This is a genomic window from Campylobacter sp. CFSAN093249 (assembly GCF_011067895.1).
Lineage (GTDB): Bacteria > Campylobacterota > Campylobacteria > Campylobacterales > Campylobacteraceae > Campylobacter_D > Campylobacter_D jejuni.
On sequence record NZ_JAAMWM010000008.1, the window covers coordinates 58,202 to 80,466 of the forward strand.

Here is a 22,265-nt window from a genome sequence, read left to right on the forward strand (position 1 = left end):
TTTTTCGTGCTAAAATTGCACTTAAAAATGAGGAGGGATTTATGAAACTAAAATTATCTTTTTGTGCATTAATGGCATTTGGTTTTTCTAACTATCTTTTTTGCTTCAGCTATTGATCCAAAGTTATTTTCAAGAATATCTTGATTTTGCCAGTAATAAAGGCAAATTTCAAGTAGGTCAAATTGGCTTTTAAATTTTAGCAAAAAATCCTAGTCAAAATATCTCTTTTAATGTGCCTATGATTGATTTTTCTACTTCAAATCGTGGAGGAAAATTCCAAGGAGAATTTACCAATATAGGACAATCTTATATAGTCAGCGCTTCTCATATGAGTACAAGTTTAAATACTGGGAAGTAAATAAAGGCTATGTGAAACAAGGTAGTGTTTTACACTTTGGAGGGGTAGCAAATAGAATCGTAAGCTCAAGTGATAATTTTCCTTATAAAAAAGAAAATGTGGATTTTGCTGTTTTAAAAATGAGTAAGATTAGTCTCAATAAAAGTGCAAATTTGAGTAAAGATTTAAATCTTATTGAAAAAAATTCTGGCGATGGTGGAGATATTTATGAATACAAGGATCCATTTTGGGATAGTTGTCAAAGTGGAAAATGTGATTATTCAAAAGGTAAAGGCAAGCTTTTTGATAGTTCGCGTTATGAGTACTTTGTAAGAGAGGGAAGTGGTATTGTAGCTTTAGGTTTTGAAGATACAAATAAAGCACCCATTAAGATTTTTGATTCTAATGAAATCAATTTAGGAGGTTTTGTCAGTTTAACTCCTAAAAATACTGAAGATAAGCGTTTTAAGTTGCAATTTCTTAATTATACCAATGATAAAAGAAATTCTTTTACAAGTTCTTCAATATCCTGGGATTCTGGAAGTGGAGTTTATGTTTATGATAAGATGGATAAAAATGGTATTTAGTGGGTGTGGTAAGTACGAGTAATTGTAATGTCCATTTTACTATGGATATACTTGTTTACAGGTTGATTATGCTTTGATCAATCAAGTAAAGATCAATGAATTTTAAAATGCTCATAAAGTAGCCATAGGATCTGGAACTTATACACTTAGTAGCGATGGTTTGGTGAAAGATGGTAAAAAAATAGAAAATGTAAGTTTGATTTCTAAGACTAATGTGGGTTATGTAAGCTATAAAAATTCTTTTGATGATAAAAATAATTGTGATAAGAGAATTGAAGAAATGCAAAATAGCAAGGATTTGTATTTTTCTCAAAATGGAAGTATAAATTTAAATAGCGATGTGGATTTAGGCGCTAGTGTTTTAAATTTGATAAAAATTCAAATTGGCAAATAACAGGCGATAAATGGCTTATACATGGCGGAATTTATGCTGATAAGGGTTCAAGGTAAAATATAATGTTAAAACCAAAAAAGATGATTTTCTTTATAAAATGGGTGAAGGAGAGCTTGTTGTCAAAAGTCAAAGTGTGGATACAGGACTTAGAATGGGTGAGGACCAAGGTAAGTCTTGAGGGTGAAGGTTTAAGTTTTGGCGAAATTTATATGAATGGTGGAACTTTGGATCTATCGGGCTTAACATTAAAATTTGATCAAATTAAAGCTAACTCTAATAATGTTTTTATCACAAGCTCTAAACAGGGGCAAATTTAAATTTAGAAAACAAGCAAAATTATCTTTATCATGGCAATATTTACAATAAAGAAGGTGTTTTTAAGGCAGAAAATGCCAAGTTAAATTTTCAAGGACATCCTACATACACGCTTATGTGAGCGAAAAACAAGCTAAAAAACTTCAAGAGCAAGGTTTAAGCGCTTTAACCAAACCTGTAAGTTTTGCACAAGAAGATTGGGAAGATAGGGTTTTTGTTTTAAAAGAGCTTAATTTAGATCAAAGCGAGTTTTATTTAGGGCGTAATGTAAGCTTAAAAGTAGAAAACCTTAATGCTAAAAATTCCAAAATAGAGCTTGGAAGTAAAAATTTGTGGATCGATGAAAAAGATGGGGAAAATATTATTGATAAGACTGATGATTATTCTTATGGAGATGTTGTATAAACAGGAGTTGGCAAAGAAATGGCTTTTGAGCAAAAGCTTTAAAATACCCAAAATGCTAAGATAGAAAAGGTTTATTTTAGTGTAAATTTAAATCTTGATCATTCTGATGTTACTTTGCAAAACACATTTTTTAGTGGTAATATCAAAGGTATCAATGATACGCAAAAAAATCTTGCGATTAAAGATTCTTTGCTTGAGTCTCATATACAAATGAGCAATCTTCAAGTAGAAAAAAGTGCTATTTATAGGAAAGTTGATGCAAAAAAAATTAAGTGCAAATAATACAATATTTAAAATCAATGTGGATTTTGAAAATTCTAAAGCAGATTATATTAATTCTAAGGAAAGCACACAAGGAGTAAATAATACTTTAGTATTAATTTTTCTTAATAATCCTAGTAAAAAGCGGGTTTAAATATCTTGCTAGCTCATTTAAAAGATGAAAATAAACATTTAACAAAGGAATTTTTTACTATACCAAATGTGGAGCAAGGTTTTAGTACATATACTCCAAATGTTGTTTTTTCTTATAATGAAGAAAATTTTGCCCAGAGTGGAATTTAGAAAAAATTGATTCTAAGATTAAAGATGAATATTTTTTTACTAATGATAATACTCAAGCTATTGCAAAAACTAAATCTATACTTGCTCAAGCTATTTTAGGCTCCATGATAGGAGTGGATATGCATAAAAGAATGGGGGAATTACGCAATAATCCTTATGAAAGTGGTGTATGGTTAAGAACTTTTGGATGGGGTACGAGTGATGAGTATAATAGTGGAAAATACTTTGAAATTTAAAGCGGACATGATAAATTAAACGAGTATTCGAATTTCGAGCTTTACAGTGGAGTAAGGTTTTTATAGTGATTTTGTTTTAGATATATTTATTATCAAAATGAAATAAATGCAAATTTTATTCCAGGAAATCAAGGTAGATTAGATGATAATGATGGTTCGCATAATATTATCTTAAGTGCTGAGTTAGGTTATAGAAAAGCTTATGATAAATTTTATCTTGAGCCGAGTTTGGAATTTATCAGTGGTTATGTAGGAGCTATGGATCTAAAGGAGATATTGCTGGTTTAAAACGATTTTCTTATATTCCTTTAGTCGTAAAAACAGCATTTTTCATAGGAAGTCAAAATTAAAATTTAAATTTTAGAACAGGACTTGGTTTGTATGCGGATCCGATTAAAGCAGGAGATCAAATCTTGGAGGATCAAGCAAGTCAGAGAAGATATGAAGGAAAAAAGATCAAAGAATGTTTATAAATTTAGGAAATGATTATAAGCTTAACGATAAAACACGCTTTAGTTTTGAATTTGAAAAGACATTTTTTGGCGATTTAAATGTAGATTGGAGTGCAAATGCTAATTTAAGATATAGTTTTTAAATAAAAAATAATTTAAAAATTGTATTTTTATTTTAAGCTTTTTTGTTTATAATACTTGCTTTTACATTTAAAGGATAAAGATGAAAATAAAAGTTGGGATTTTAGGAGCGAGTGGTTATGCGGGCAATGAGCTTGTACGCATTTTGCTTAATCATCCCAAAGTTGAAATTTCTTATTTAGGTTCGAGTTCTAGCGTGGGGCAAAATTATCAAGATCTTTATCCTAATACCCCTTTAAATTTATGTTTTGAAAACAAAAATTTAGATGAACTTGAACTTGATCTTTTGTTTTTGGCTACTCCGCATGAATTTAGTGCTAAGCTTTTAAATGAGAATTTGTTAAAAAAGATGAAAATCATTGATTTAAGTGCGGATTTTCGTCTTAAAAATCCTAAAGATTATGAGCTTTGGTATAAATTCACTCATCCTAATCAAGAGCTTTTGCAAAATGCAGTTTATGGACTTTGTGAGCTTTATAAAGAAGAAATAAAAAAAGCAAGTTTGGTGGCAAATCCAGGTTGCTATACCACTTGTTCTATCTTAAGTCTTTATCCGCTTTTTAAAGAAAAAATCATCGATTTTAACTCAGTTATCATTGATGCAAAAAGTGGAGTAAGCGGAGCAGGAAGAAGTGCAAAGATGGAAAATCTTTTTTGCGAAGTTAATGAAAATATCAAAGCTTATGGTTTGGCTTCGCACCGCCATACTCCCGAAATTGAAGAGCATTTAAGCTATGCGGCCAAAGAGAAAATCACTCTACAATTTACCCCTCATCTTGTGCCTATGCAAAGAGGAATTTTAATCAGTGCTTATGCAAATTTAAAAGAGGACTTGCAAGAACAAGATATACGCGATATTTATACAAAATACTATCAAAACAATAAATTCATAAGGCTTTTACCGCCGCAGTCGTTTCCGCAGACTCGGTGGGTTAAATCAAGCAATTTTGCGGATATAAATTTTAGTGTAGATCAACGCACAAAGCGTGTTATTGTGCTTGGTGCTATTGATAATTTAATCAAAGGTGCAGCAGGACAAGCTGTTCAAAATATGAATTTAATGTTTGATTTTGATGAAGATGAAGGACTTAAATTCTTTGCAAATTTGTAAAGGATAAAAATGTTAATACGAGCTATGCAAAAAAGCGATTATGAAGCCGTTTATAAGCTTTGGTGCGAGATAAAAGGCTTTGGGATAAGAAGCATTGATGATAGCAAAGAAAATATAGAAAATTTTTTAGATAGAAACCCAGATCTTAGTGTTGTAGCAGTGCTTGGTGAAGAAATTGTAGGAAGCATACTTTGCGGGCATGATGGACGCACAGGGGGATTTTATCATGTATGTGTGCATAAAGATCATAGAAAAAAGGGTATAGCACACGAGATGACAAAATTTTGTCTTGAGGCCTTAAAAGCTCAAAAGATCAATAAAATCGCCTTAATCGCTTTTAAAAACAATGATTTAGGCAATGAGTTTTGGAAACATTATGGTTTTACTTTAAGAGAGGATGCGAATTATTACGATCTTTCTTTAAATGAGTATAATCAAACTAGCTTTAATGCTTAAGGAATGATCATGCAAAAATATTTAGAAAAAGCCAATGTCTTAATCGAAGCTTTGCCTTATATACGCAAATTTAATTCCAAGATTATACTTATAAAATACGGCGGATCAGCTATGGAAAATGAAGAGCTAAAGCATTGCGTGATGCAAGATATAGCTCTTTTAAAACTTGTGGGTTTAAAGCCTATCATCGTACATGGTGGGGGAAAAGATATTTCTGCTATGTGTGAAAAATTAGGCGTAAAGAGTGAGTTTAAAAACGGTCTTAGGGTTAGTGATAAAGCCACTACTGAAGTAGCCAGTATGGTTTTAAATCATATCAATAAAAATTTAGTCCATAGTTTGCAAAATTTAGGAGTTAAAGCCATAGGGCTTTGTGGTAAAGATGGCGCGCTTTTAGAATGTGTGAAAAAAGATGAAAATTTAGCTTTTGTTGGCACGATACAAAAGGTAAATTCGAAAATTTTAGAAGAGCTTTTGGAAAAAGATTTTTTACCTATCATTGCTCCTATTGGCATGGATGAGAATTTTAATACTTATAATATCAACGCTGATGACGCAGCTTGTGCGATCGCTAAGGCTTTAAGGGCTGAAAAACTTGCTTTTTTAACTGATACTGCAGGGCTTTATGAGGATTTTAATGATAAAAATTCTTTAATTTCTAAAATCAGCCTTGAACAGGCTAAAATTTTAGCTCCTAAAATAGAAGGTGGTATGCATGTAAAATTAAAATCTTGCATTGATGCTTGTGAAAATGGAGTCAAAAAGGTACATATTTTAGATGGGCGTGTGAAACATTCTTTGTTGCTTGAGTTTTTTACCGATGAAGGTATAGGCACTTTGGTGGGTTAAAGGATGAAAATGGATTATAAAGAACAAAGTCATATTATCCCTACCTATAAGCGTTTTGATATAGTTTTAGAAAAAGGGCAAGGGGTTTATCTTTTTGACGATAAGGCTAAAAAATATCTTGATTTTTCAAGTGGCATAGGTGTTTGTGCTTTAGGATATAATCATGCTAAATTTAATGCCAAAATCAAAGCGCAAGTGGATAAGCTTTTGCATACTAGCAATTTATATTATAATGAAAATATAGCTGCTGCAGCTAAAAATTTAGCCAAAGCTAGTGCTTTAGAGCGTGTTTTTTTTACAAATTCTGGTACAGAAAGTATAGAAGGAGCGATGAAAACAGCTAGAAAATACGCCTTTAACAAAGGTATTAAGGGTGGACAATTTATCGCTTTTAAGCATTCTTTTCATGGGCGTACTTTAGGGGCTTTATCGCTTACTGCTAATGAAAAATATCAAAAGCCTTTTAAACCTTTAATTTCAGGGGTTAAATTTGCAAAATATAATGATATTTCAAGCGTTGAAAAATTGGTGAATGAAAAAACTTGCGCTATTATCTTAGAAAGCGTGCAAGGAGAAGGTGGGATAAATCCTGCAAATAAAGATTTTTACAAAGCCTTAAGAAAGCTTTGCGATGAAAAAGATATATTATTAATCGCTGATGAAATTCAATGTGGCATGGGTAGAAGTGGAAAATTTTTTGCCTATGAGCACGCACAAATTTTGCCTGATATCATGACTTCAGCTAAGGCTTTAGGTTGTGGGCTTAGTGTGGGTGCTTTTGTAATAAATCAAAAAGTAGCAAGCAATTCTTTAGAAGCGGGCGATCATGGTAGCACTTATGGGGGAAATCCTTTGGTTTGTGTAGGAGTGAATGCGGTTTTTGAAATTTTTAAAGAAGAAAAAATTTTAGAAAATGTCAATAAACTCACGCCTTATTTAGAGCAAAGTTTAGATGAGTTGATCAAAGAATTTGATTTTTGTAAAAAACGCAAAGGCTTAGGGTTTATGCAAGGGCTGAGTCTTGATAAAAATGTAAAAGTAGCTAAGGTCATTCAAAAATGCCAAGAAAATGCACTTTTACTGATAAGTTGCGGGGAGAATGATTTGAGATTTTTACCTCCTTTGATTTTGCAAAAAGAACATATTGATGAAATGAGTGAAAAGTTAAGAAAGGCTCTAAAGAGTTTTTGATAAATTTTGTAAAAAAAGTTTATTCTTTCCCATCTACTATAGGCACAAATAAACATTCTTCTAAAATTTCTTTTTGTAAATTTGTGCCATTTTTTCTAAGGCGTGTGATGAATTGTTTGCCATTGTGTAAAATAGGAGCAACTAAAATACCATCATCACTTAATTGATCGAGTAAAATTTCAGGAATTTGTGTCGCATAAGCAGAAAATAAAATCCTATCATAAGGAGCATAATTTTTCCAGCCATTTTGCCCATCATCAAATTTTACATTGATATTAAAAAGTTCTAATTCTCTAAAAGTTTGGGCGGCTTTTTTGGCTAAATTTTCTATGCGTTCTATGGTAAAAACCCTTCTTATAACCTTGCTTAAAATCGCAGCTTGATAACCGCTTCCACAACCTATCTCTAAAATACTATCCGCATTTTTAAAATCTAAAGCCATGGTCATTTTAGCTACAGTTAAAGGAGAACTAATCCATTGAGAATTTGCTAAAGGCAAAGCATCAAGGCGATAAGCATGGGCTTTTAAAGGAGAAAAAATTTCACGCGGAATTTGACAAAAAGCATTAAAAAGCTCTTCATTGATAAAAACTTTTTGTGCAATTTCTTCAGTCATATTTTGACATCTTTTTTGTTCAAATGCGTTCATTACTTCTCCTATAAATTTAAATAAAAATTGTAACTAAAAAAGTTGAAATAGAGTTAAACTTAGCTATACTTAAATAAAAAGGAAAAAAATGCTTATAAAATTTAAAAATCATAGTCCCAAACTAGGTCAAAATGTTTTTGTTGCAGAGGGCGCTAAAATCATAGGAGAAATAGAAATAGGAGATGAAAGTAGTATTTGGTTTAATTGTGTTTTAAGAGCCGATGTTAATTTTATAAAAATTGGCAAAAGAACCAATATTCAAGATCTTAGCACAGTTCATGTTTGGCATAGGGAATTTGATGAAAAAGGAAAGTTAAAAGATGCTGGTTTTCCTACAATAATAGGAGATGATGTAACTATAGGACATAATTGCGTTATCCATGCTTGTGTGATAAAAAATCGTGTTTTAATCGGAATGAATGCTGTTATCATGGATAATGCTTTGATAGAAGAAGATAGCATAGTGGGTGCTGGAAGCGTTGTAACAAAGGGTAAAAAATTTCCGCCACGCTCTTTGATACTTGGAAATCCTGCAAAATTTGTGCGTGAATTAAACGATGAAGAAGTCAGCTTTCTAAAACAATCCGCTTTAAATTATGTGGATTTTAAAAACGAGTTTTTAAAAGATCTTCAGTGATATTTTGAAGTTTAGGCGAGAGTTTTACTTCAAATTTCACAAAACGATCAAGATCTAAAAAACTCTCATCGAGTTTTGAAATTTGCTCTTTTGTATAATCTTGAATAGTATTTAAAGATGACTTTTTAAGAAGTCTTTTTTCTTTGTAGACTAATTCTAAAAGTTCTTTGCGTTCTAAATTTTCATCTTGATTTGGGTTTTCGTCAAAAACATAAAGCTCATCAAAAAGGATTTTTTGCGTGTTTTTATCATAAACCCTAAAAAGCTTTTTAAAATGAGGTAGGGTTGATTTTTCGTTATTTTCGCTGATTTTGATTTTAGGTTTTATGCCTTGATCTTCTAAGGCTGCGAGTTTATAAACGCAACTAAAAATAGGATCACTTGAAGCAGTGATCAATCTTTCACCTACACCAAAGATATCAATAGGTGCATTTTGTTCTTTGAGTTTTTTAATGCTCCATTCATCAAGTGCGTTAGAAACTATGATTTTACATTTTTGAAGTCCTGCTTGATCAAGTTCTTGTCTGATTTTCAAACTCAACTTAAGTAAATTTCCAGAATCTATTCTCACGCCGCCTTCTTGAATACCAAATTCTTTAAAAACTTTAATCGCATTTTTAAGTCCGCTATTTAGACAATCATAAGTATCAATCAAAAAAACAGGATTTTTTGGATAAATTTTCACATAAGCTTTAAAAGCTTCAAGTTCATTTTCAAACATTTGCACCCAAGAATGTGCCATAGTTCCATTGATAGGGATATTATAAATTTTTCCTGCTAAAGTACAAGCACTTCCTATGCAACCTCCTATAAAAGCTGCTCTTGCTCCTTTTAAGGCTGCTTCACTTCCTTGTGCTCTGCGTGAACCAAATTCTAAAATTTTACTGTCTTTAGCTGCACGCACGATACGATTGGTTTTGGTAGCAATAAGGCTTTGGTGGTTTAAACTTAAAAGTAAAAAAGTTTCTAAAAGCTGTGCTTCTATGGTTGTAGCTTTAACGCAAAGCAAAGGTTCGTTTGGAAAAATCACTTCTCCTTCGCGCATAGCATAAATTTCACCCTTAAATTTAAAGTTAGTTAAAAAATCTAAAAATTCTGTATCAAAAATACTTTGTTTTCTTAAAAATTCTATATCTTCTGCATCAAAACTCAAATTTTCAACAAAGTCTAAAATATCTTCAAGACCTGCAAAAATAGCAAAAGAACCCGAATCTGGAATTTTTCTAAAAAATATATCAAAATAACAAATTTGATCTTTTTTATCGCTTTTGAAATAGCCTTGAGACATTGTAAATTCATAAAAATCACAAAGCAAGGCTAAAGAAGTTTTAGAAGTCATCAAAGCTTATGCTACCCTTAGAATAATTCGTTACTTTACTTTCAAAGAAATTGCTCTTTTGATCGTTAAATTTTGAAAAATCATCTACCCATTTAATAGGATGTTTTGCATTGTATAACTTATCTAAATTGATCGCGCTTAATCTTTGATCTACAAGATAATGGATATATTCTTCTATGATATCATCAGTAAAGCCCATGATTTGATTTTGAGTGATGTATTTACCCCATTTGATCTCAAGATCTCCAGCTTTTTTAAACATATCATAAATTTTATTGATATTTTCATCATGGAATAAATCAGGTCTTTCTTTGCGTACTGAATTGATCATATTTTGAAATAATAAAAGATGTGTGATTTCATCTCTTTGGATAAAGCGGATCATTTGTGCTGAACCTAGCATTTTTCCTGCACGTGCAAGTGCGTAAATGGCAGTAAAACCACTATAAAAATATACTCCTTCTAAAATTTGATTTGCCACCATAGCCAAAAGAAGTTTATTATCATCTACATCGCCTGCTAATTCTTCATAAATGCTTGAAATAAAGTCATTTTTTTCACGCAAAGTTTCATCATGCTTTTCCATTTCATAAATCAAATCTGTATTATCGCAAATCGCTTCAACCATAACAGCGTAAGATTTTGAATGGTTTGCCTCTTCATAAGCTTGGCGTGCCAAAACCGCATTGATTTCAGGAGCTGTGATGTAAGGGTTGATATTATCTGCTAAATTATTGGTTTGAAAACTATCCATAGAAATAAGCTGACTCCAAACCAAATCATACATTCTTTTTTCACCTACAGTTAAATTACAGCGATAATCAAGTGCATCTTTAGTTGTATCCACTTCTTTTGGAAACCAAGTATTTGCCTCCATTAAATCCCAAAGTTTTAAAGCCCAGGTATATTTTGCCTTAGTGAAATTTAAAATTCCATGTGGGTTACCATCAAAAATTTTACGATCTCCTAGGGTTTCGTTTGAGTTTGGATTGTAAATTCTTTTTCTTTGCATTTTTAACCTTTCTTTATGCTTTTAGTAGCTATACAACTTTGAGTTAAAATATCGTGTAAATTTAAACGATCTTTTCTTACAAAACTGACAAATAAACCAAAGAGTAAGCCAAAACTTATAATAAATATCACATATCTTAGTAAAATTCTAAGAAAACTTAGTTTCTTTCCCGTTTTTATATCAATAAGATATAAATCATATGCTTTAAGACCTGGGCTTTGTGCCTTTTTTGTTAAAAAAATAGCTTGAATCAAGCCAAATAAAAAAGTACATAAAGTTGTGATAAAATGGTTGTTTAAAAAAGCTTCTTTAGAGCCTAATAGAAAATAAAATAAATACAAAATAGGAACATAAATAAGAAAAATATCTATAAGCAAAGCTCTAAATCTTAGCCATCTAGAGCTAATTTTTGCTTTAGTTTTCATTTAATTTCCACGGCTTCCTGGTTTTATAGCTTTACTCCCTTTTTTACAAAGTGGACAATTTGTTTCATCATAAATTTCAAATTCAAAATTTCCTAGAGTAAAGAGTGGTAAATTTTCAGGTAATTTCGCATTATCTTTTCTTGGAGATTTTAAATTTTCTACTGCACAGAAACCACGATTTGCCAATGCTGCAAAACCTACAACAATGCCACCTAAACTTTCAATGATTTTTGCACTCTCTAAAGCACTACCACCTGTAGTAATGATATCTTCACAAATTATAAATTTTTCACCCTTTTTCACCTCAAAACCACGTCTTAAAGTCATTTCTTTATTTACTCTTTCAGTGAAGATAAAACGTTTACTACAAGCTCTCGCAAGCTCATAACCTGCTAAAATTCCACCTAAAGCAGGAGAACAAATGCTATCAAATTCTATCTTATAGCTTGCAATAATCTTTGCAAGTTCATCACAAAGTTTTGCTGCTAATTTTGGATTCTCTAAAACTTTTGCACTTTGAAGATAAAATTGCGAATGTTTACCTGAACTTAGTAAAAAATGCCCTTCTAAATAAGCACCACAACCTTTATAAATTTGCTCTAAATTCATCGTTAAACCTTTAAAAGTTCACTTTCTTTACTTTTTACACTCTCATCAATTTTTGTTGTATAGGTGTCGGTAAGTTTTTGCACTTCATCATAAGCTTTTTTTGCTTCATCTTCGCTTATTGCCTTATCTTTTTCTAGTTTTTTAACTGCATCGTTGGCATCTTTGCGTATATTTCTTATAGAAACTTTTGCCTTTTCACCCATAGCTTTAGCTTGCTTTACATTTTCTTCTCTTTGCTCTCTAGTCATCGGAGGGAAAAATAATTTTACACTTTCGCCGTCATTGTTTGGATTTACACCGATATTTGCAGCTGCAATAGCGCTTTCTATGGTTTTTAGTAAAGGTTTTTCCCAAGGAGTGATGCTAATAGTTGAAGCATCACTTGCTAAAACAGTTGCTACTTGATTTAAAGGAGTTTGAGTTCCATAATAATCCACTGTAATATGATCTAAAATATGGGTATTAACTTTTCCAGTTCTTAAAGTGGTGAAGTCTTTTTTTAAGGCTTCTAAAGATTTTTCACTTTGGGTTTTTTGTTTGTTAAAAATTTCATTTAGCATTATCATTTCCTTTGATTATTTACTTGAATTAACATCGCTTGGAAGTTGTGGTGCACTTGGAGCGATAGAATTTGTGTTTGGGGTAGCAGGCACAATAGGAGCACTTGGAATAGTAGTATTGTTGTTTTCTACTTTAATTTTCTCTGCTAGAGAGTCTTTGCTAGCTTTATTGTATAAATAACCAAGACCAATAGTATTTGCAATAAGTAAAATTCCCATAACAAAGGTAAATTTTGCCAAAAATCCAGCTGGTCCTTTGGCACCAAATAAACTTTCATTGCTTCCACTATAAGCTCCAAGTCCTATACTTGAACTTTTTTGAAGTAAAACTGCTATACAAATAACTACAACGATGATAAATTGCAAAATGATTAAAAGAGTGATCATTGAAAATTCCTAAAAGTTAATTTTTAAATGATTATTTTAGCTAAATAAAACTTGAAAAGTTTTGAAACTTGAAAAGTTTTTGTGAGAAAAGTCCCACAAAAATTTATCTGCTATTGAAGCTTCTTAAGATATTAAGTAAAGATACGAAAAGATTAACAAAATCAAGATAAAGTGCTACTGCACCTTCGATTGGAGTTTCATAATTTCCGCGGATAATATTTTGCGTATCATAAAGAATGTAAAATGAAAATAATATTGCAGCTACTGCTGAAATAGCTAGATTAACTATACTGCTTTGGAAGAAAAGGTTTAGTAAAGATGCTGCTACAATAACGATTAATACTATAAATAAAGCTTTACCCATAACAGTAAAATCTTTTTTTGTATTCATAGCAAATACACTAAGTCCTGCAAAAGCAACTGTTGTTAAAGCAAAAGCTTGAGCGATGATAATTCCTCCAGCTGGTAGAGCTAACACTGAAATAAGCAAAGGTGTAAGCGTTAAACCTGAGCAGAAAGTAAAACCAAAAAGCAAAACAAGATTTAATGGAGCCTCTCTTTTTTTCCATTGCAAAGCAAATAAAAGTCCGATTTCAACAGCAAAAAGGATCCAAAAAGTTACTTGTGATTGTATAAAAAATGATGCTAAAGCAAAAATTCCTACATACGCACCTACTGTTGCAGCTAATAATGAAGCAGCAAAAAGTTGATAAGTTTGTTTAATAAAAATACTTAATTCGCTTGAGCGTGTATTTTCAAATTCTTTTGATCTTGAGTAGTCTCTATCATAAAGACTCATAAAATTCTCCTTGCAAAATTGTTAGATTTTTTAAAATCTTGAGCGAAATCTAACATATTAGACTAAATAAAAAGTTAATTTATATAATATCTTTATGATTAAATGAAATCTTTGCTGAAATTTTGTTATAATTTCAAGATTTTAGTTTCAGGTTGGTTTTATGGAAAATCTTATTAGTGGGGCGATTAAGTTTATGCAAGAAGACTTTAAGGAGCATGAAGAACTTTTTGAAAGTCTAAAAAATAAGCAAAATCCCCATACTCTTTTTATAGGTTGTTCTGATTCTAGAGTAATTCCAAATTTGATCACCAATACGGGTCCAGGTGAGCTTTTTGTAATACGAAATATTGCAAATATAGTTCCACCTTATCGTATTGGGGAAGATTACTTAGCGACAACTTCAGCAATAGAGTATGCTTTAAATTCATTGCATATTAAAAATATCGTCGTTTGTGGCCATAGTAATTGTGGAGGTTGCAATGCTCTTTATTATTCTGATGAAGAGTTAAATAAAATTCCTAATGTGAAAAAATGGCTTACTATGTTAGATCCGATAAAAAAAGATGTAATGATTTTTGCAAGAGACGATTTGGCTATGCGTTCATGGCTTACAGAAAAATTAAATTTAGTAAATTCTTTGCAAAATATACTTACTTATCCAGGCGTGCAAGAAGCTTTAGATGAAGGAAAAATAGAAGTACATGCTTGGTATTATATTATAGAGACAGGTGAAATTTATGAGTATGATTTTAAAGCAAAAATTTTTACTTTAATACAGGATAGGAAAGTTCAATGAAGAAAATTATTTTTAGTTTATGTTTTTTTATTTTATACCTTGGAGCACAAGAATTTAAATTTATTGATGCGAATATTAGTAAAGAGGATGAAGGAATTTATGCTTTAGTTGAAAAATATGTTGATCTTAACAATCAAATTAAAGAATTTAAGAAAAACAATGATGAAAATTCAAGCACTTTTAATGGTATTTTAAGTGAATTTGAAAAAGACAAAAAGACTATTTTAGCAAAAATACCCGATATGATAGTAGGACAAAAGATTAATGAAGAGGCAGTGGCTAGATTTTTAAAAGCAAAAGAAAAATTACTAGATGTTCAAAAAAAGAATATTAATAAGCCTTATATTTATACAGATGCCACTCTTAATCTAGTTTATTTTAATATTGTGGAAAGTTTTTATTCTTCTTTGTTTGAAGTGGAAAAACTTTTTAAAAATACAGCAAGCAGTGAAGATTTGATTGCTACTGTTGATAAGGCAATGGAAAATTTACAAAATTCTTCTAATGTTAATTTAGATAGTTTTAAAAGCAAAATTACAAATTCAGAAGAATTAGAAAAAATTACCCTAAAAGAAAGATATATCAGTAATGCTGTAGATTCTTATTCTGAAATTCTTAAGTATTTACGCTCAAATGCAGATTTGCTTGAAAGTAATTATATTTTTTCATTACTCGAGCTTCAAGTTTGGATAGATCGTATAAATGAGGCAATTGGGGTAAGTTTTGTTAATATCGGAAAAATAGTAATTTCTGCTTTGGTTTTAGTATTTTTTATATCTTTAAGATGTTTTTTTGCAAATATAGTATATTTTTTCCTTGTTCAGTTTTTTTATAGAAATAAAAATGATGTAGATGATATTAAAGTCATTTTTATTGAGAATATTAAAAAACCCGTAGGCTTCTTGTTGATTGTCTATGCTATTTCTCTTTGTCTTACTATAGCAACTTATCCTGCACCTTTGAGTGTAAATTTAAGTAATTTTTTTCATATAGTTTATGCAGTTTTAATTGCATGGCTTATTTTAAGAATGCTTGATGGTTATGGCGTGGTATTGGTTTCTAAACTTGCTCAAAAAAGTGGAAAAAAAGAAGTTGTAAATTTAATTATTAAAATTTTATATTTTGTCATTATTATTATAGCTTTATTATATATTCTTGCTCAACTTGGTTTTAATATTTCGGCTATTATTGCATCTTTGGGAATTGGTGGTTTAGCTGTTGCTTTAGCGGCGAAAGATATCATTGCAAATTTCTTTGCTTCTATACTCTTACTTTTTGATAATAGCTTTAATCAAGGAGATTGGGTAGAGGTTTCAGACATAGAAGGAACCGTGGTTGAAACAGGACTTAGAAAAACTACTATTAGAACTTTTGATAATTGTCTTGTATTTTTACCAAATTCAACTATTATGGGAGCTAATATCAAAAATTGGAGCAAAAGACGCATGGGTCGCCATGTTAGAATGTATTTGGGTGTTGGTTATGATGCTACTCCTGAAAAACTAGAACAATGTGTAAAAGATCTAAGAGAATTTTTGCATACAAGTGATTTAGTAGCTCACGATGAGGATAGCGCATTAAAATATGGCGATCATACAACAAAATATCGTCAAAATCTTGTATCTATTAATGATTTAGAAGGCTATAAAAATGCTTGTTATGTGGCTTTAAGTGAATTTGCAGATAGTAGTATTAATATAGAGCTTTATTTTTATATCAAAGAAATAGGTGGAAAAGATTTTAGAGAAGCTAGACAAAGTTTAATGCTTGAGTTTATGCGTATAATTGAAAAAAATGGTTTAACCTTTGCTTTCCCAAGTCGTAGTATTTATATAGAAAATTTACCACCCCTTGATTTGCAAGCAAAAGCTAAAAAATAGCAAGATTTTATCTTGCTATTTTTTAAACCGGCATAACGCGTATATTTGGACTTAATTCTTCTTGTAAAATTGTTTCAATAGCATAAAGTGTTGCACCACTTCCACTAGAACAACCACTACAAGCACCAAGATAACGAATATAAACATCAATTGCTGCACCTTCAGCCTTTTGTATATCAATCACTTCCAAATCTCCACCATCATTATGAAGCATAGGGCGAATTTCAGCATCTAAAACACTTTCAACTGCTTTTAATTGCCCCACTACGGTCATTTCATCAAAAGCTACATCACTTTTCATTGTATTTTTGAGTTTTTCTCTATCTATTTCAGCTCTAGTTTCAGCTAAAATATCTACAAGGTAATAATCTCTTTTTTCATGTCCGCCTGGTTTGATACAGGATTTACAAAAAGCACCCGCTTTAGTGTATTGTGTGATTTCTTCTACGCTATGCAAATCATTAAGTTTAATCACTTCTTTAATAGTTCCAAGACTTACCCTAGCGCACTCGCAAACTATAATTTGATCTTCAAAATCTTCAGGACTTATGCCTTTATAATGCGCTGCTGCTTGTTTGATTACATCATAAGCCATAACCGAACAGTGCATTTTTTGAGGTGGAACAGCTGGAGTTTCTGGATTATCACGCATAGCAAATTCCACATCTAAATTTGTGATTTTTACTGCTTCATCTACAGTTTTTCCTATACAAAGATCCACCATAGTATCACTACTTGCTATAGCTGTACCACAACCAAAACTTTTAAATTTTGCATCGATAATTTTATCAGTTTTTTCATCTACAAGCCAAAAAAGTCTTACTGCATCGCCGCAACTTTCTGCGCCAAAATCAGCTACGATCAATTTTGCATTGCGTGCTTTAGCATCTTCTTCACTAAATTCTCCCATATGTTGAGGATTATTCATTCTATCTTGAACTTTTTGTGAATACTCATCCCAAATGGATCCACCAATTAAACTATTTTTTCCCATTTTTCATCCTTATTTGTAATTATTTGGATTATAAGCATAAGTACAAGAAATTGCTCTTAATCTCTGTGTTGCATTTTTAATTTGTTTTGCTGCATAATCAATTTCTTCTTCAGTGTTAAAACGTGACAAAGAAAGCCTTAAAGCTGTATGCGCTAAATCATGCTCCGCACCGATAGCTTCCATAATAGGATTGCTTTCTAAAGCTTCACTTGCACAGGCTGAGCCCGTACTTGCAGCTATACCATTTTTATTTAAATCCCAAAGCATTGCTTCGCCTTCAACTCCTTTAATACTTGCTAAGATTGTATTAGGCACACGGTGTTTTCTTTTTCCAACCACTGTTGTATCAGGCAAGGCTAAAATTTGATCTTCTAGTTTATCTCTTAAACGGCGTATATGAGAATCTTCAAAATCAAGCATAGTATTTGCAATACGCAAAGCCTCGCCCATAGCCACTATATAAGGCACATTTAAAGTCCCGCTTCTACGACCACCCATGTGTTCTCCACCGTGTAAAAGTGGAGTAAGCTTAAGTCCTTTTTTTATAAAAAGTCCACCCACACCCTTTGGTCCATGAAATTTATGTGCCGAAAATGAAGCAAAATCAACTCCTACTTGAGTTAAATTAACCTTTATTTTACCTACTGCTTGAGTAGCATCTGTATGAAAAAGAGCACCAAATTCATGCGCAAGTTCTGCCATCGCTTTAATATCAAAAATCATACCTGTTTCATTATTTGCCCACATAACACTTACAAGTGCTGTTTTATCGCTAATCACTTTACGCAAATCTTCTACAGTAGAAACTCCTTCTTCGTTTACAGGAAGTTCTATGACTTTTACTCCAAGACTTTTTAAAAAATAAGCAGCAGCAGTAACAGCAGGGTGTTCTACACTAGAAATAATCACTTCATTGCGCTCTCTATCTAAAATATGATCAAAATACACACCCTTAAGCACCCAGTTAATGCTTTCTGTCGCACAGGAGGTTACAATTATGTCATCTAGGTCATTTGCTCCAAGTCCTGCATAAAGTTTATCCAAAGCTTCTCTTAAGGCAGGATGTGTTGCGCTACCATATTGATGAAGGCTATTTGGATTTCCATACATATCCTTTAAAAAAGGTAGCATCAACTCATAAGCATTAGGATCAAGCATTGTCGTTGCGTTGTTATCTAAATATACTTTCACTTTAAAATCCTTAATTTATCCTTAATTTTAATTAGGATATTTTTTATCTTTATTTGAAAATGGATAATAACAAAAATTTATAAAAATTAGGTTAAAAATTATAACAAAAATAAAATGCTAAAGTAAAATTTTAAAGTGAAATATTTTGTGAATTTTATATAGCAAAAATGAGAAATACTATTTCTTAAATTTTTCTTCGTAATACTTTACTATTTTTGAATCTTCTTTGGCTGTATGTTTAAAGATAAAATCTTGAACAACGAGATTTAATTTTTCGGTCATTATATTTACAAATTTAGCTTCACTGATGATAATTTCTTCAATTTCTAAGATAATTTTTCTGTGAATTCTTGTATGATGGTTGATATAAGGATATTCTATTTTTCTCATAAAGGCTTCTTCATCTGAAAAATGTCTATTGATCATTATCAACAACTCTCTTAAGACAATTTTTAATTCTTTTGTTCCAACATGACATTGGTTCATTAAAGAGAGTTTTTTAGAAATTTCAAAAAGTTCTTTATGTTGATGATCTAAAAGATCATTATTCATTGAAATAATTTTTTCATTATAAATCATGGTTTTGAGTACTTTTATATTTATATTTTTTGAGAGCGGATTATAATGCTATAATACTTAAAATTTTATTAATTAATTATATAAAAATTATTATTATTAAAGTATTTATAATTTATATATTTTTTAAAAAATTATTTTAAACCATCACAGACATATAAGAGTTTAAAATTTTATTTATATTTGCTTGTTTTTGACGACGATCTAAAAAATTTTCTATAGAGCTAGAACGTAGTTGATTTGCTTCTTCTAATCTTTGCGTATCTTGACTTTGGTTTTGATATTGTTTTTTAAGAGCATCAAAATCATTGCGATTTTGATCGATATAAATTTGAAATATTGAACTTGAATTTGCAAATTCTCTTAAATCCATATCTTTTTGGTAGTTAATATATTGTTGAAAAAATACAGATAGTTTATCTTGAGTACTTGTTTTTTTATCTACGCCATTCACATAAAGATAAAGATCAAAACTCATCTTTTTTTCATTTTCTTTTTTGATGTAATCTTCTATATCTGTTTCACCCTTGAGAATTTTTTGTAAATTTTGATGAGAGCTTAGTTCTAAAGTGGCAGGTTTCATAAAAAAGTTAAATTCTTTTTCGTTTTGAGTTTTTATATCATGGTAGATAAAATTCATTAAAAGACCAGATTTTGATACTTCTGCATTTTTAGTTAAATAAGGTTTTAAAATTTCATTAGAAGAAGTGTTTTCTATGGCTTTATCAAAGTGAAAATTAGTTATTTTATTATCTAACATTAAAGTATTTAAATTTGTGATATTACTTAATGCCAAATCAATTTCTTCTTGATTGTTGTAAATTCTTGAAATTTGGCCTAAAAATTCTCCATTATCTGTTGAAAAACCTGATGATAGTTTTGAAATAAGATCGCGACTTAAATAAGCATTATCATCTTGTAAAAATTCTGAATTTATAGATTTTAATGAACTATGATAGCTATTTAAAAGATAAGGTAGATCAATTTTATTGTAGTTTAAATTTTCATCTTGTTTTGCGAGTTCTTTCGCTATGCTTCTAACGCTTTTAATGTTGATATCATAAGATTCTGGTATATTTGCAATTTTATTTAAATCTTTATCAAAAAAACCTTCTTCATTGATTCTAAATCCAAATTCACTAGCATAAGTGATATTATTAAAAATATAACTTAATTGTTCTAAGCTATTTTCATTTCCTTTTTGATCTAAGGCTTTGCTATCTTTAATCAAATTTAGAGCAGAGCTATTCTGCAAAGGATTAGATAAGGTTAAATTTTGATATGGATTTGCCGAATTTATAGTCATTTTAAATCTTTCCAAAATATTGCTGATTTTTTTATAAGCAAAATGCGTGCCAAGTTTTTTAAAAATTAAATTCAGTCAAAAATTAGAAAAAATTTGATAGTATTTATCTTTTCTTTTAAAGTTTGAAAAATAAAAATTTATCTAAATAAGGAAAGCGTATGCCAAAGATGAAAAGCGTTAAAAGCGCAGTTAAACGCTTCAAAGTAGGTAAAAATAAAATCAAAAGAGGCTCAGCTTTTAGAAGTCATATTTTGACTAAAAAACCTGCAAAAAGAATGCGTGATCTTCGCACAGCTAAATATGTGCATAGCACAAATGTAAAAGCTGTTGAAAAAATGCTAGGAATTTAAGTTTTTGACTAAAAGTCATTCAAACTCCCCTCTGAGATAAAATTTCAAGGGCAAGCTCCAAATTTGGACGCCACTTTATGAAAGGAAATAAAAATGGCAAGAGTAAAAACAGGTGTTGTTAGACGCCGCAGACATAAAAAAGTTTTAAAATTAGCGCGTGGTTTTTATAGTGGACGACGCAAACATTTTAGAAAAGCAAAAGAACAACTAGAAAGAAGTCTAGTCTATGCTTATCGTGATAGACGCCGTAAAAAAAGAGACTTCCGCCGTCTTTGGATTGTGCGTATCAATGCTGCTTGCAGACTTAATGATTTAAGTTATTCAAGATTTATCAATGGCCTTAAAAAAGCAGGTATTGAACTTGATAGAAAAATTCTAGCAGATTTAGCTATGAATGATGCTGCTGCTTTTGCAAAAATTGCAGAGGCCGCAAAAAAAGCACTTTAATTTTTTAGTGTAAGAATTTCAAGATTTTTGATTCTTGAAATTCTTAATTTTTTTAGTATTAATTTAGTTTAGCTAGAACATCTTCATAACATTTGAGTTGATTTAAGATTATTTTATTAATCTCATTTGTCATTTCTAGTTTTTGACCTTTTATATTAAGATAATAGTATTTAAAATCACTGTATTTTTGTATGAAAGTTTTTAAATATCTAGGTTTGAAATCATTAAAATTTTCAACTTCATAAAAAATATTGCCACTAAACTTTTTGCAATTCCCGCTCCATAAATTTCTCCAAAACTAGAAAAACCAACTATGGGAAAATTATTAAAATGGATTTGATTTAAATGTTCTTTGTTGTGAAGTCTTCTTAAGATACAATCGTTAAAAATTACTCCTAGTGGTTTTGGTTCATTAAGAGAAAATTTTTCATAATCTTTTTTTATAGCTTCAATAAAATTTGTTTTTTTAAGCAAGCATAATTCTTGAGCGCTTTCTATATCACAATAACTAAATAATGTTTTATTTGGGTTGATTTCCATAGGGGAAATAAGATAGTCTTCTCCAATTTTTAAAGCAAAAGTATATTCTTGCATTTTATTTTTAAGTTCTTCAAAAGTACAGTTAAAATAATTACATAAAGCTTCAACCGCGTTGATGGATTGAAAGGTTTTTTATTAATAAATTCGCTACGGTTTTATCATATAAGCTTACATCAAGTATGGTAAAGGTAATGTTGCTTTGAGGATTGAAATTTTGAGACTTCATTAAATTAAAACGGTATTTAGGTTTAAATTGAACATGTATGCTTAAAGCTTGATTTTTAATATTTCTCTGTTATAAAATATAAATACTCCGCTAAAGTCCATGTTTCCGCTAGACCCACCCCCTACTAAAGCACAAGGATAGGGGTTGTGTTTGTACAAAAGTTCTAAAAGAGAACTTTCGCTTTGACTTAAACCATTATAAATTAAATAATGCAAAGTATTTATGCAGTGTGCTTCAAAAGGTATATTTATAAATAAAACTTCTTTTTCTATCAGTTTTTTTCTTTCTGTATAATCTTTTATATCACTAAAAAGCTTGATTTTATTTGTGCAAAGATTTTCTATCATATCTTCACTAAAAAGTATCAAGCTTATTCCTTGGATATTTTGTTTATAAGGACTGTTTTCAATGTTTGAGTTAGAATCAAGGTTGCATAATAAATCAGTAGCACTGCTTAAGATGATATCACATTGCTCATTTATAGAATTTTGAATCTTATTTCCT

22 protein-coding genes and 2 pseudogenes are annotated in these 22,265 nt (G+C 30.5%); 10 read left to right on the forward strand and 14 right to left on the reverse strand.

The annotated features are described in order from the left end of the window. Nucleotides 1-41 precede the first annotated feature (41 nt). From FBF10_RS08645 to FBF10_RS08180, 5 genes and pseudogenes are all read left to right on the forward strand, one after another. Nucleotides 42-3,433, forward strand: a pseudogene (locus FBF10_RS08645) (S6 family peptidase). An 80-nt stretch (nucleotides 3,434-3,513) separates the two neighbouring features. After that, nucleotides 3,514-4,542, forward strand: coding sequence for an N-acetyl-gamma-glutamyl-phosphate reductase (gene argC / locus FBF10_RS08165; RefSeq protein WP_002859392.1), 1,029 nt, complete (start codon nucleotides 3,514-3,516; stop codon nucleotides 4,540-4,542). 9 nt (nucleotides 4,543-4,551) lie between these two features. Further along, nucleotides 4,552-4,998, forward strand: coding sequence for an N-acetyltransferase (locus tag FBF10_RS08170; RefSeq protein WP_002857401.1), 447 nt, complete (start codon nucleotides 4,552-4,554; stop codon nucleotides 4,996-4,998). A gap of 3 nt (nucleotides 4,999-5,001) precedes the next feature. Continuing rightward, nucleotides 5,002-5,847: an acetylglutamate kinase gene (gene argB, locus FBF10_RS08175; RefSeq protein WP_002859393.1), complete on the forward strand. Its 846-nt coding sequence runs from the start codon at nucleotides 5,002-5,004 to the stop codon at nucleotides 5,845-5,847. A 3-nt stretch (nucleotides 5,848-5,850) separates the two neighbouring features. Then, nucleotides 5,851-7,038, forward strand: coding sequence for an aspartate aminotransferase family protein (locus FBF10_RS08180; RefSeq protein ID WP_002859394.1), 1,188 nt, complete (start codon nucleotides 5,851-5,853; stop codon nucleotides 7,036-7,038). A 19-nt stretch (nucleotides 7,039-7,057) separates the two neighbouring features. Here FBF10_RS08180 and FBF10_RS08185 read toward each other — a convergent pair whose 3' ends face one another. Then, nucleotides 7,058-7,687, reverse strand: coding sequence for a protein-L-isoaspartate(D-aspartate) O-methyltransferase (locus FBF10_RS08185; RefSeq protein ID WP_002859395.1), 630 nt, complete (start codon nucleotides 7,685-7,687; stop codon nucleotides 7,058-7,060). An 88-nt stretch (nucleotides 7,688-7,775) separates the two neighbouring features. Between FBF10_RS08185 and FBF10_RS08190 the strand changes: the two genes are divergently transcribed. After that, nucleotides 7,776-8,324, forward strand: a complete 549-nt coding sequence (locus FBF10_RS08190) for a gamma carbonic anhydrase family protein (protein ID WP_002851622.1) — start codon at nucleotides 7,776-7,778, stop codon at nucleotides 8,322-8,324. Here the strand turns inward: FBF10_RS08190 and FBF10_RS08195 are convergent. From FBF10_RS08195 to FBF10_RS08225, 7 genes are all read right to left on the reverse strand, one after another. Continuing rightward, entirely contained in the window at nucleotides 8,293-9,666 is a 1,374-nt protein-coding gene (locus FBF10_RS08195) for a nicotinate phosphoribosyltransferase (RefSeq protein ID WP_079263710.1), read from the reverse strand. The two genes, FBF10_RS08190 and FBF10_RS08195, sit on opposite strands and share 32 nt — an antisense overlap. Continuing rightward, a complete protein-coding gene (locus FBF10_RS08200) occupies nucleotides 9,653-10,675 on the reverse strand; it encodes a ribonucleotide-diphosphate reductase subunit beta (protein WP_002859397.1) in 1,023 nt (340 codons plus the stop codon). Before FBF10_RS08200 ends, FBF10_RS08195 begins: the two co-directional genes overlap by 14 nt. 2 nt (nucleotides 10,676-10,677) lie before the next feature. Beyond that, nucleotides 10,678-11,100 carry an RDD family protein gene (locus tag FBF10_RS08205; RefSeq protein ID WP_002859398.1) on the reverse strand — a complete coding sequence of 141 codons (423 nt, stop codon included), beginning with the start codon at nucleotides 11,098-11,100 and terminating at the stop codon, nucleotides 10,678-10,680. Next, the gene (pyrE, locus tag FBF10_RS08210; RefSeq protein ID WP_002869477.1) at nucleotides 11,101-11,709 is read right to left on the reverse strand and encodes an orotate phosphoribosyltransferase; all 609 of its coding nucleotides are present in this window, start codon (nucleotides 11,707-11,709) and stop codon (nucleotides 11,101-11,103) included. It lies immediately after the preceding gene. A 2-nt stretch (nucleotides 11,710-11,711) separates the two neighbouring features. Then, nucleotides 11,712-12,275 carry a ribosome recycling factor gene (gene frr, locus FBF10_RS08215; protein ID WP_002860618.1) on the reverse strand — a complete coding sequence of 188 codons (564 nt, stop codon included), beginning with the start codon at nucleotides 12,273-12,275 and terminating at the stop codon, nucleotides 11,712-11,714. A gap of 9 nt (nucleotides 12,276-12,284) precedes the next feature. Continuing rightward, a complete protein-coding gene (gene secG / locus FBF10_RS08220) occupies nucleotides 12,285-12,656 on the reverse strand; it encodes a preprotein translocase subunit SecG (RefSeq protein WP_002854650.1) in 372 nt (123 codons plus the stop codon). Nucleotides 12,657-12,759: 103 nt separating this feature from the next. Then, the gene (locus FBF10_RS08225; RefSeq protein WP_002851668.1) at nucleotides 12,760-13,455 is read right to left on the reverse strand and encodes a Bax inhibitor-1/YccA family protein; all 696 of its coding nucleotides are present in this window, start codon (nucleotides 13,453-13,455) and stop codon (nucleotides 12,760-12,762) included. Nucleotides 13,456-13,615: 160 nt separating this feature from the next. Between FBF10_RS08225 and FBF10_RS08230 the strand changes: the two genes are divergently transcribed. Together FBF10_RS08230 and FBF10_RS08235 are read left to right on the forward strand one after the other, a co-directional pair. Next, nucleotides 13,616-14,251 carry a carbonic anhydrase gene (locus tag FBF10_RS08230; RefSeq protein WP_002859401.1) on the forward strand — a complete coding sequence of 212 codons (636 nt, stop codon included), beginning with the start codon at nucleotides 13,616-13,618 and terminating at the stop codon, nucleotides 14,249-14,251. Further along, nucleotides 14,248-16,131, forward strand: a complete 1,884-nt coding sequence (locus tag FBF10_RS08235) for a mechanosensitive ion channel family protein (RefSeq protein WP_004308211.1) — start codon at nucleotides 14,248-14,250, stop codon at nucleotides 16,129-16,131. Before FBF10_RS08230 ends, FBF10_RS08235 begins: the two co-directional genes overlap by 4 nt. Before the next feature lie 22 nt (nucleotides 16,132-16,153). Here FBF10_RS08235 and FBF10_RS08240 read toward each other — a convergent pair whose 3' ends face one another. The 4 genes from FBF10_RS08240 to FBF10_RS08255 all read right to left on the reverse strand — a co-directional run bounded on the left by FBF10_RS08240 (nucleotide 16,154) and on the right by FBF10_RS08255 (nucleotide 20,198). Next, nucleotides 16,154-17,125 carry an iron-sulfur cluster assembly scaffold protein NifU gene (locus FBF10_RS08240; RefSeq protein WP_002840050.1) on the reverse strand — a complete coding sequence of 324 codons (972 nt, stop codon included), beginning with the start codon at nucleotides 17,123-17,125 and terminating at the stop codon, nucleotides 16,154-16,156. A 9-nt stretch (nucleotides 17,126-17,134) separates the two neighbouring features. Then, nucleotides 17,135-18,316, reverse strand: coding sequence for a NifS family cysteine desulfurase (locus FBF10_RS08245; RefSeq protein WP_004308213.1), 1,182 nt, complete (start codon nucleotides 18,314-18,316; stop codon nucleotides 17,135-17,137). Nucleotides 18,317-18,493: 177 nt separating this feature from the next. Beyond that, entirely contained in the window at nucleotides 18,494-18,895 is a 402-nt protein-coding gene (locus FBF10_RS08250; protein ID WP_002854195.1) for a bacteriohemerythrin, read from the reverse strand. Between the two features lie 136 nt (nucleotides 18,896-19,031). Further along, nucleotides 19,032-20,198 (reverse strand): hypothetical protein, encoded by a 1,167-nt coding sequence (locus FBF10_RS08255; RefSeq protein ID WP_002860616.1) that lies wholly within the window; start codon nucleotides 20,196-20,198, stop codon nucleotides 19,032-19,034. Between the two features lie 158 nt (nucleotides 20,199-20,356). On the opposite strand from FBF10_RS08255, the gene rpmI reads away from it, so the two are divergent. Together rpmI and rplT are read left to right on the forward strand one after the other, a co-directional pair. Next, a complete protein-coding gene (gene rpmI, locus FBF10_RS08260) occupies nucleotides 20,357-20,548 on the forward strand; it encodes a 50S ribosomal protein L35 (protein WP_002777995.1) in 192 nt (63 codons plus the stop codon). Nucleotides 20,549-20,641: 93 nt separating this feature from the next. Continuing rightward, complete coding sequence (gene rplT / locus FBF10_RS08265) at nucleotides 20,642-20,995, forward strand: 50S ribosomal protein L20 (protein WP_002851731.1); 354 nt, start codon at nucleotides 20,642-20,644, stop codon at nucleotides 20,993-20,995. Nucleotides 20,996-21,196: 201 nt separating this feature from the next. Here the strand turns inward: rplT and FBF10_RS08650 are convergent, their stop codons facing one another. Further along, nucleotides 21,197-21,589 (reverse strand): FIST C-terminal domain-containing protein, encoded by a 393-nt coding sequence (locus tag FBF10_RS08650; protein ID WP_004308219.1) that lies wholly within the window; start codon nucleotides 21,587-21,589, stop codon nucleotides 21,197-21,199. Then, a pseudogene (locus FBF10_RS08655) lies at nucleotides 21,565-22,129 on the reverse strand (FIST N-terminal domain-containing protein). The gene FBF10_RS08650 and the pseudogene FBF10_RS08655 overlap by 25 nt, the downstream one beginning before the upstream one ends. Nucleotides 22,130-22,265 lie beyond the last annotated feature (136 nt).

What these genes read in the sequence shown, in the direction of transcription:
- FBF10_RS08255 (WP_002860616.1), bottom strand. Translation starts at nt 20,198, where the DNA reads ATGACTATAAATTCGGCAAATCCATATCAAAATTTAACCTTATCTAAT.
- FBF10_RS08190 (WP_002851622.1), top strand. Translation starts at nt 7,776, where the DNA reads ATGCTTATAAAATTTAAAAATCATAGTCCCAAACTAGGTCAAAATGTT.
- rplT (WP_002851731.1), top strand. Translation starts at nt 20,642, where the DNA reads ATGGCAAGAGTAAAAACAGGTGTTGTTAGACGCCGCAGACATAAAAAA.
- FBF10_RS08650 (WP_004308219.1), bottom strand. Translation starts at nt 21,589, where the DNA reads ATGCAAGAATATACTTTTGCTTTAAAAATTGGAGAAGACTATCTTATT.
- FBF10_RS08250 (WP_002854195.1), bottom strand. Translation starts at nt 18,895, where the DNA reads ATGATTTATAATGAAAAAATTATTTCAATGAATAATGATCTTTTAGAT.
- FBF10_RS08235 (WP_004308211.1), top strand. Translation starts at nt 14,248, where the DNA reads ATGAAGAAAATTATTTTTAGTTTATGTTTTTTTATTTTATACCTTGGA.
- FBF10_RS08225 (WP_002851668.1), bottom strand. Translation starts at nt 13,455, where the DNA reads ATGAGTCTTTATGATAGAGACTACTCAAGATCAAAAGAATTTGAAAAT.
- FBF10_RS08170 (WP_002857401.1), top strand. Translation starts at nt 4,552, where the DNA reads ATGTTAATACGAGCTATGCAAAAAAGCGATTATGAAGCCGTTTATAAG.
- FBF10_RS08230 (WP_002859401.1), top strand. Translation starts at nt 13,616, where the DNA reads ATGGAAAATCTTATTAGTGGGGCGATTAAGTTTATGCAAGAAGACTTT.
- argB (WP_002859393.1), top strand. Translation starts at nt 5,002, where the DNA reads ATGATCATGCAAAAATATTTAGAAAAAGCCAATGTCTTAATCGAAGCT.
- FBF10_RS08200 (WP_002859397.1), bottom strand. Translation starts at nt 10,675, where the DNA reads ATGCAAAGAAAAAGAATTTACAATCCAAACTCAAACGAAACCCTAGGA.
- frr (WP_002860618.1), bottom strand. Translation starts at nt 12,275, where the DNA reads ATGATAATGCTAAATGAAATTTTTAACAAACAAAAAACCCAAAGTGAA.
- argC (WP_002859392.1), top strand. Translation starts at nt 3,514, where the DNA reads ATGAAAATAAAAGTTGGGATTTTAGGAGCGAGTGGTTATGCGGGCAAT.
- FBF10_RS08205 (WP_002859398.1), bottom strand. Translation starts at nt 11,100, where the DNA reads ATGAAAACTAAAGCAAAAATTAGCTCTAGATGGCTAAGATTTAGAGCT.
- rpmI (WP_002777995.1), top strand. Translation starts at nt 20,357, where the DNA reads ATGCCAAAGATGAAAAGCGTTAAAAGCGCAGTTAAACGCTTCAAAGTA.
- secG (WP_002854650.1), bottom strand. Translation starts at nt 12,656, where the DNA reads ATGATCACTCTTTTAATCATTTTGCAATTTATCATCGTTGTAGTTATT.
- FBF10_RS08180 (WP_002859394.1), top strand. Translation starts at nt 5,851, where the DNA reads ATGAAAATGGATTATAAAGAACAAAGTCATATTATCCCTACCTATAAG.
- FBF10_RS08240 (WP_002840050.1), bottom strand. Translation starts at nt 17,125, where the DNA reads ATGGGAAAAAATAGTTTAATTGGTGGATCCATTTGGGATGAGTATTCA.
- FBF10_RS08185 (WP_002859395.1), bottom strand. Translation starts at nt 7,687, where the DNA reads ATGAACGCATTTGAACAAAAAAGATGTCAAAATATGACTGAAGAAATT.
- pyrE (WP_002869477.1), bottom strand. Translation starts at nt 11,709, where the DNA reads ATGAATTTAGAGCAAATTTATAAAGGTTGTGGTGCTTATTTAGAAGGG.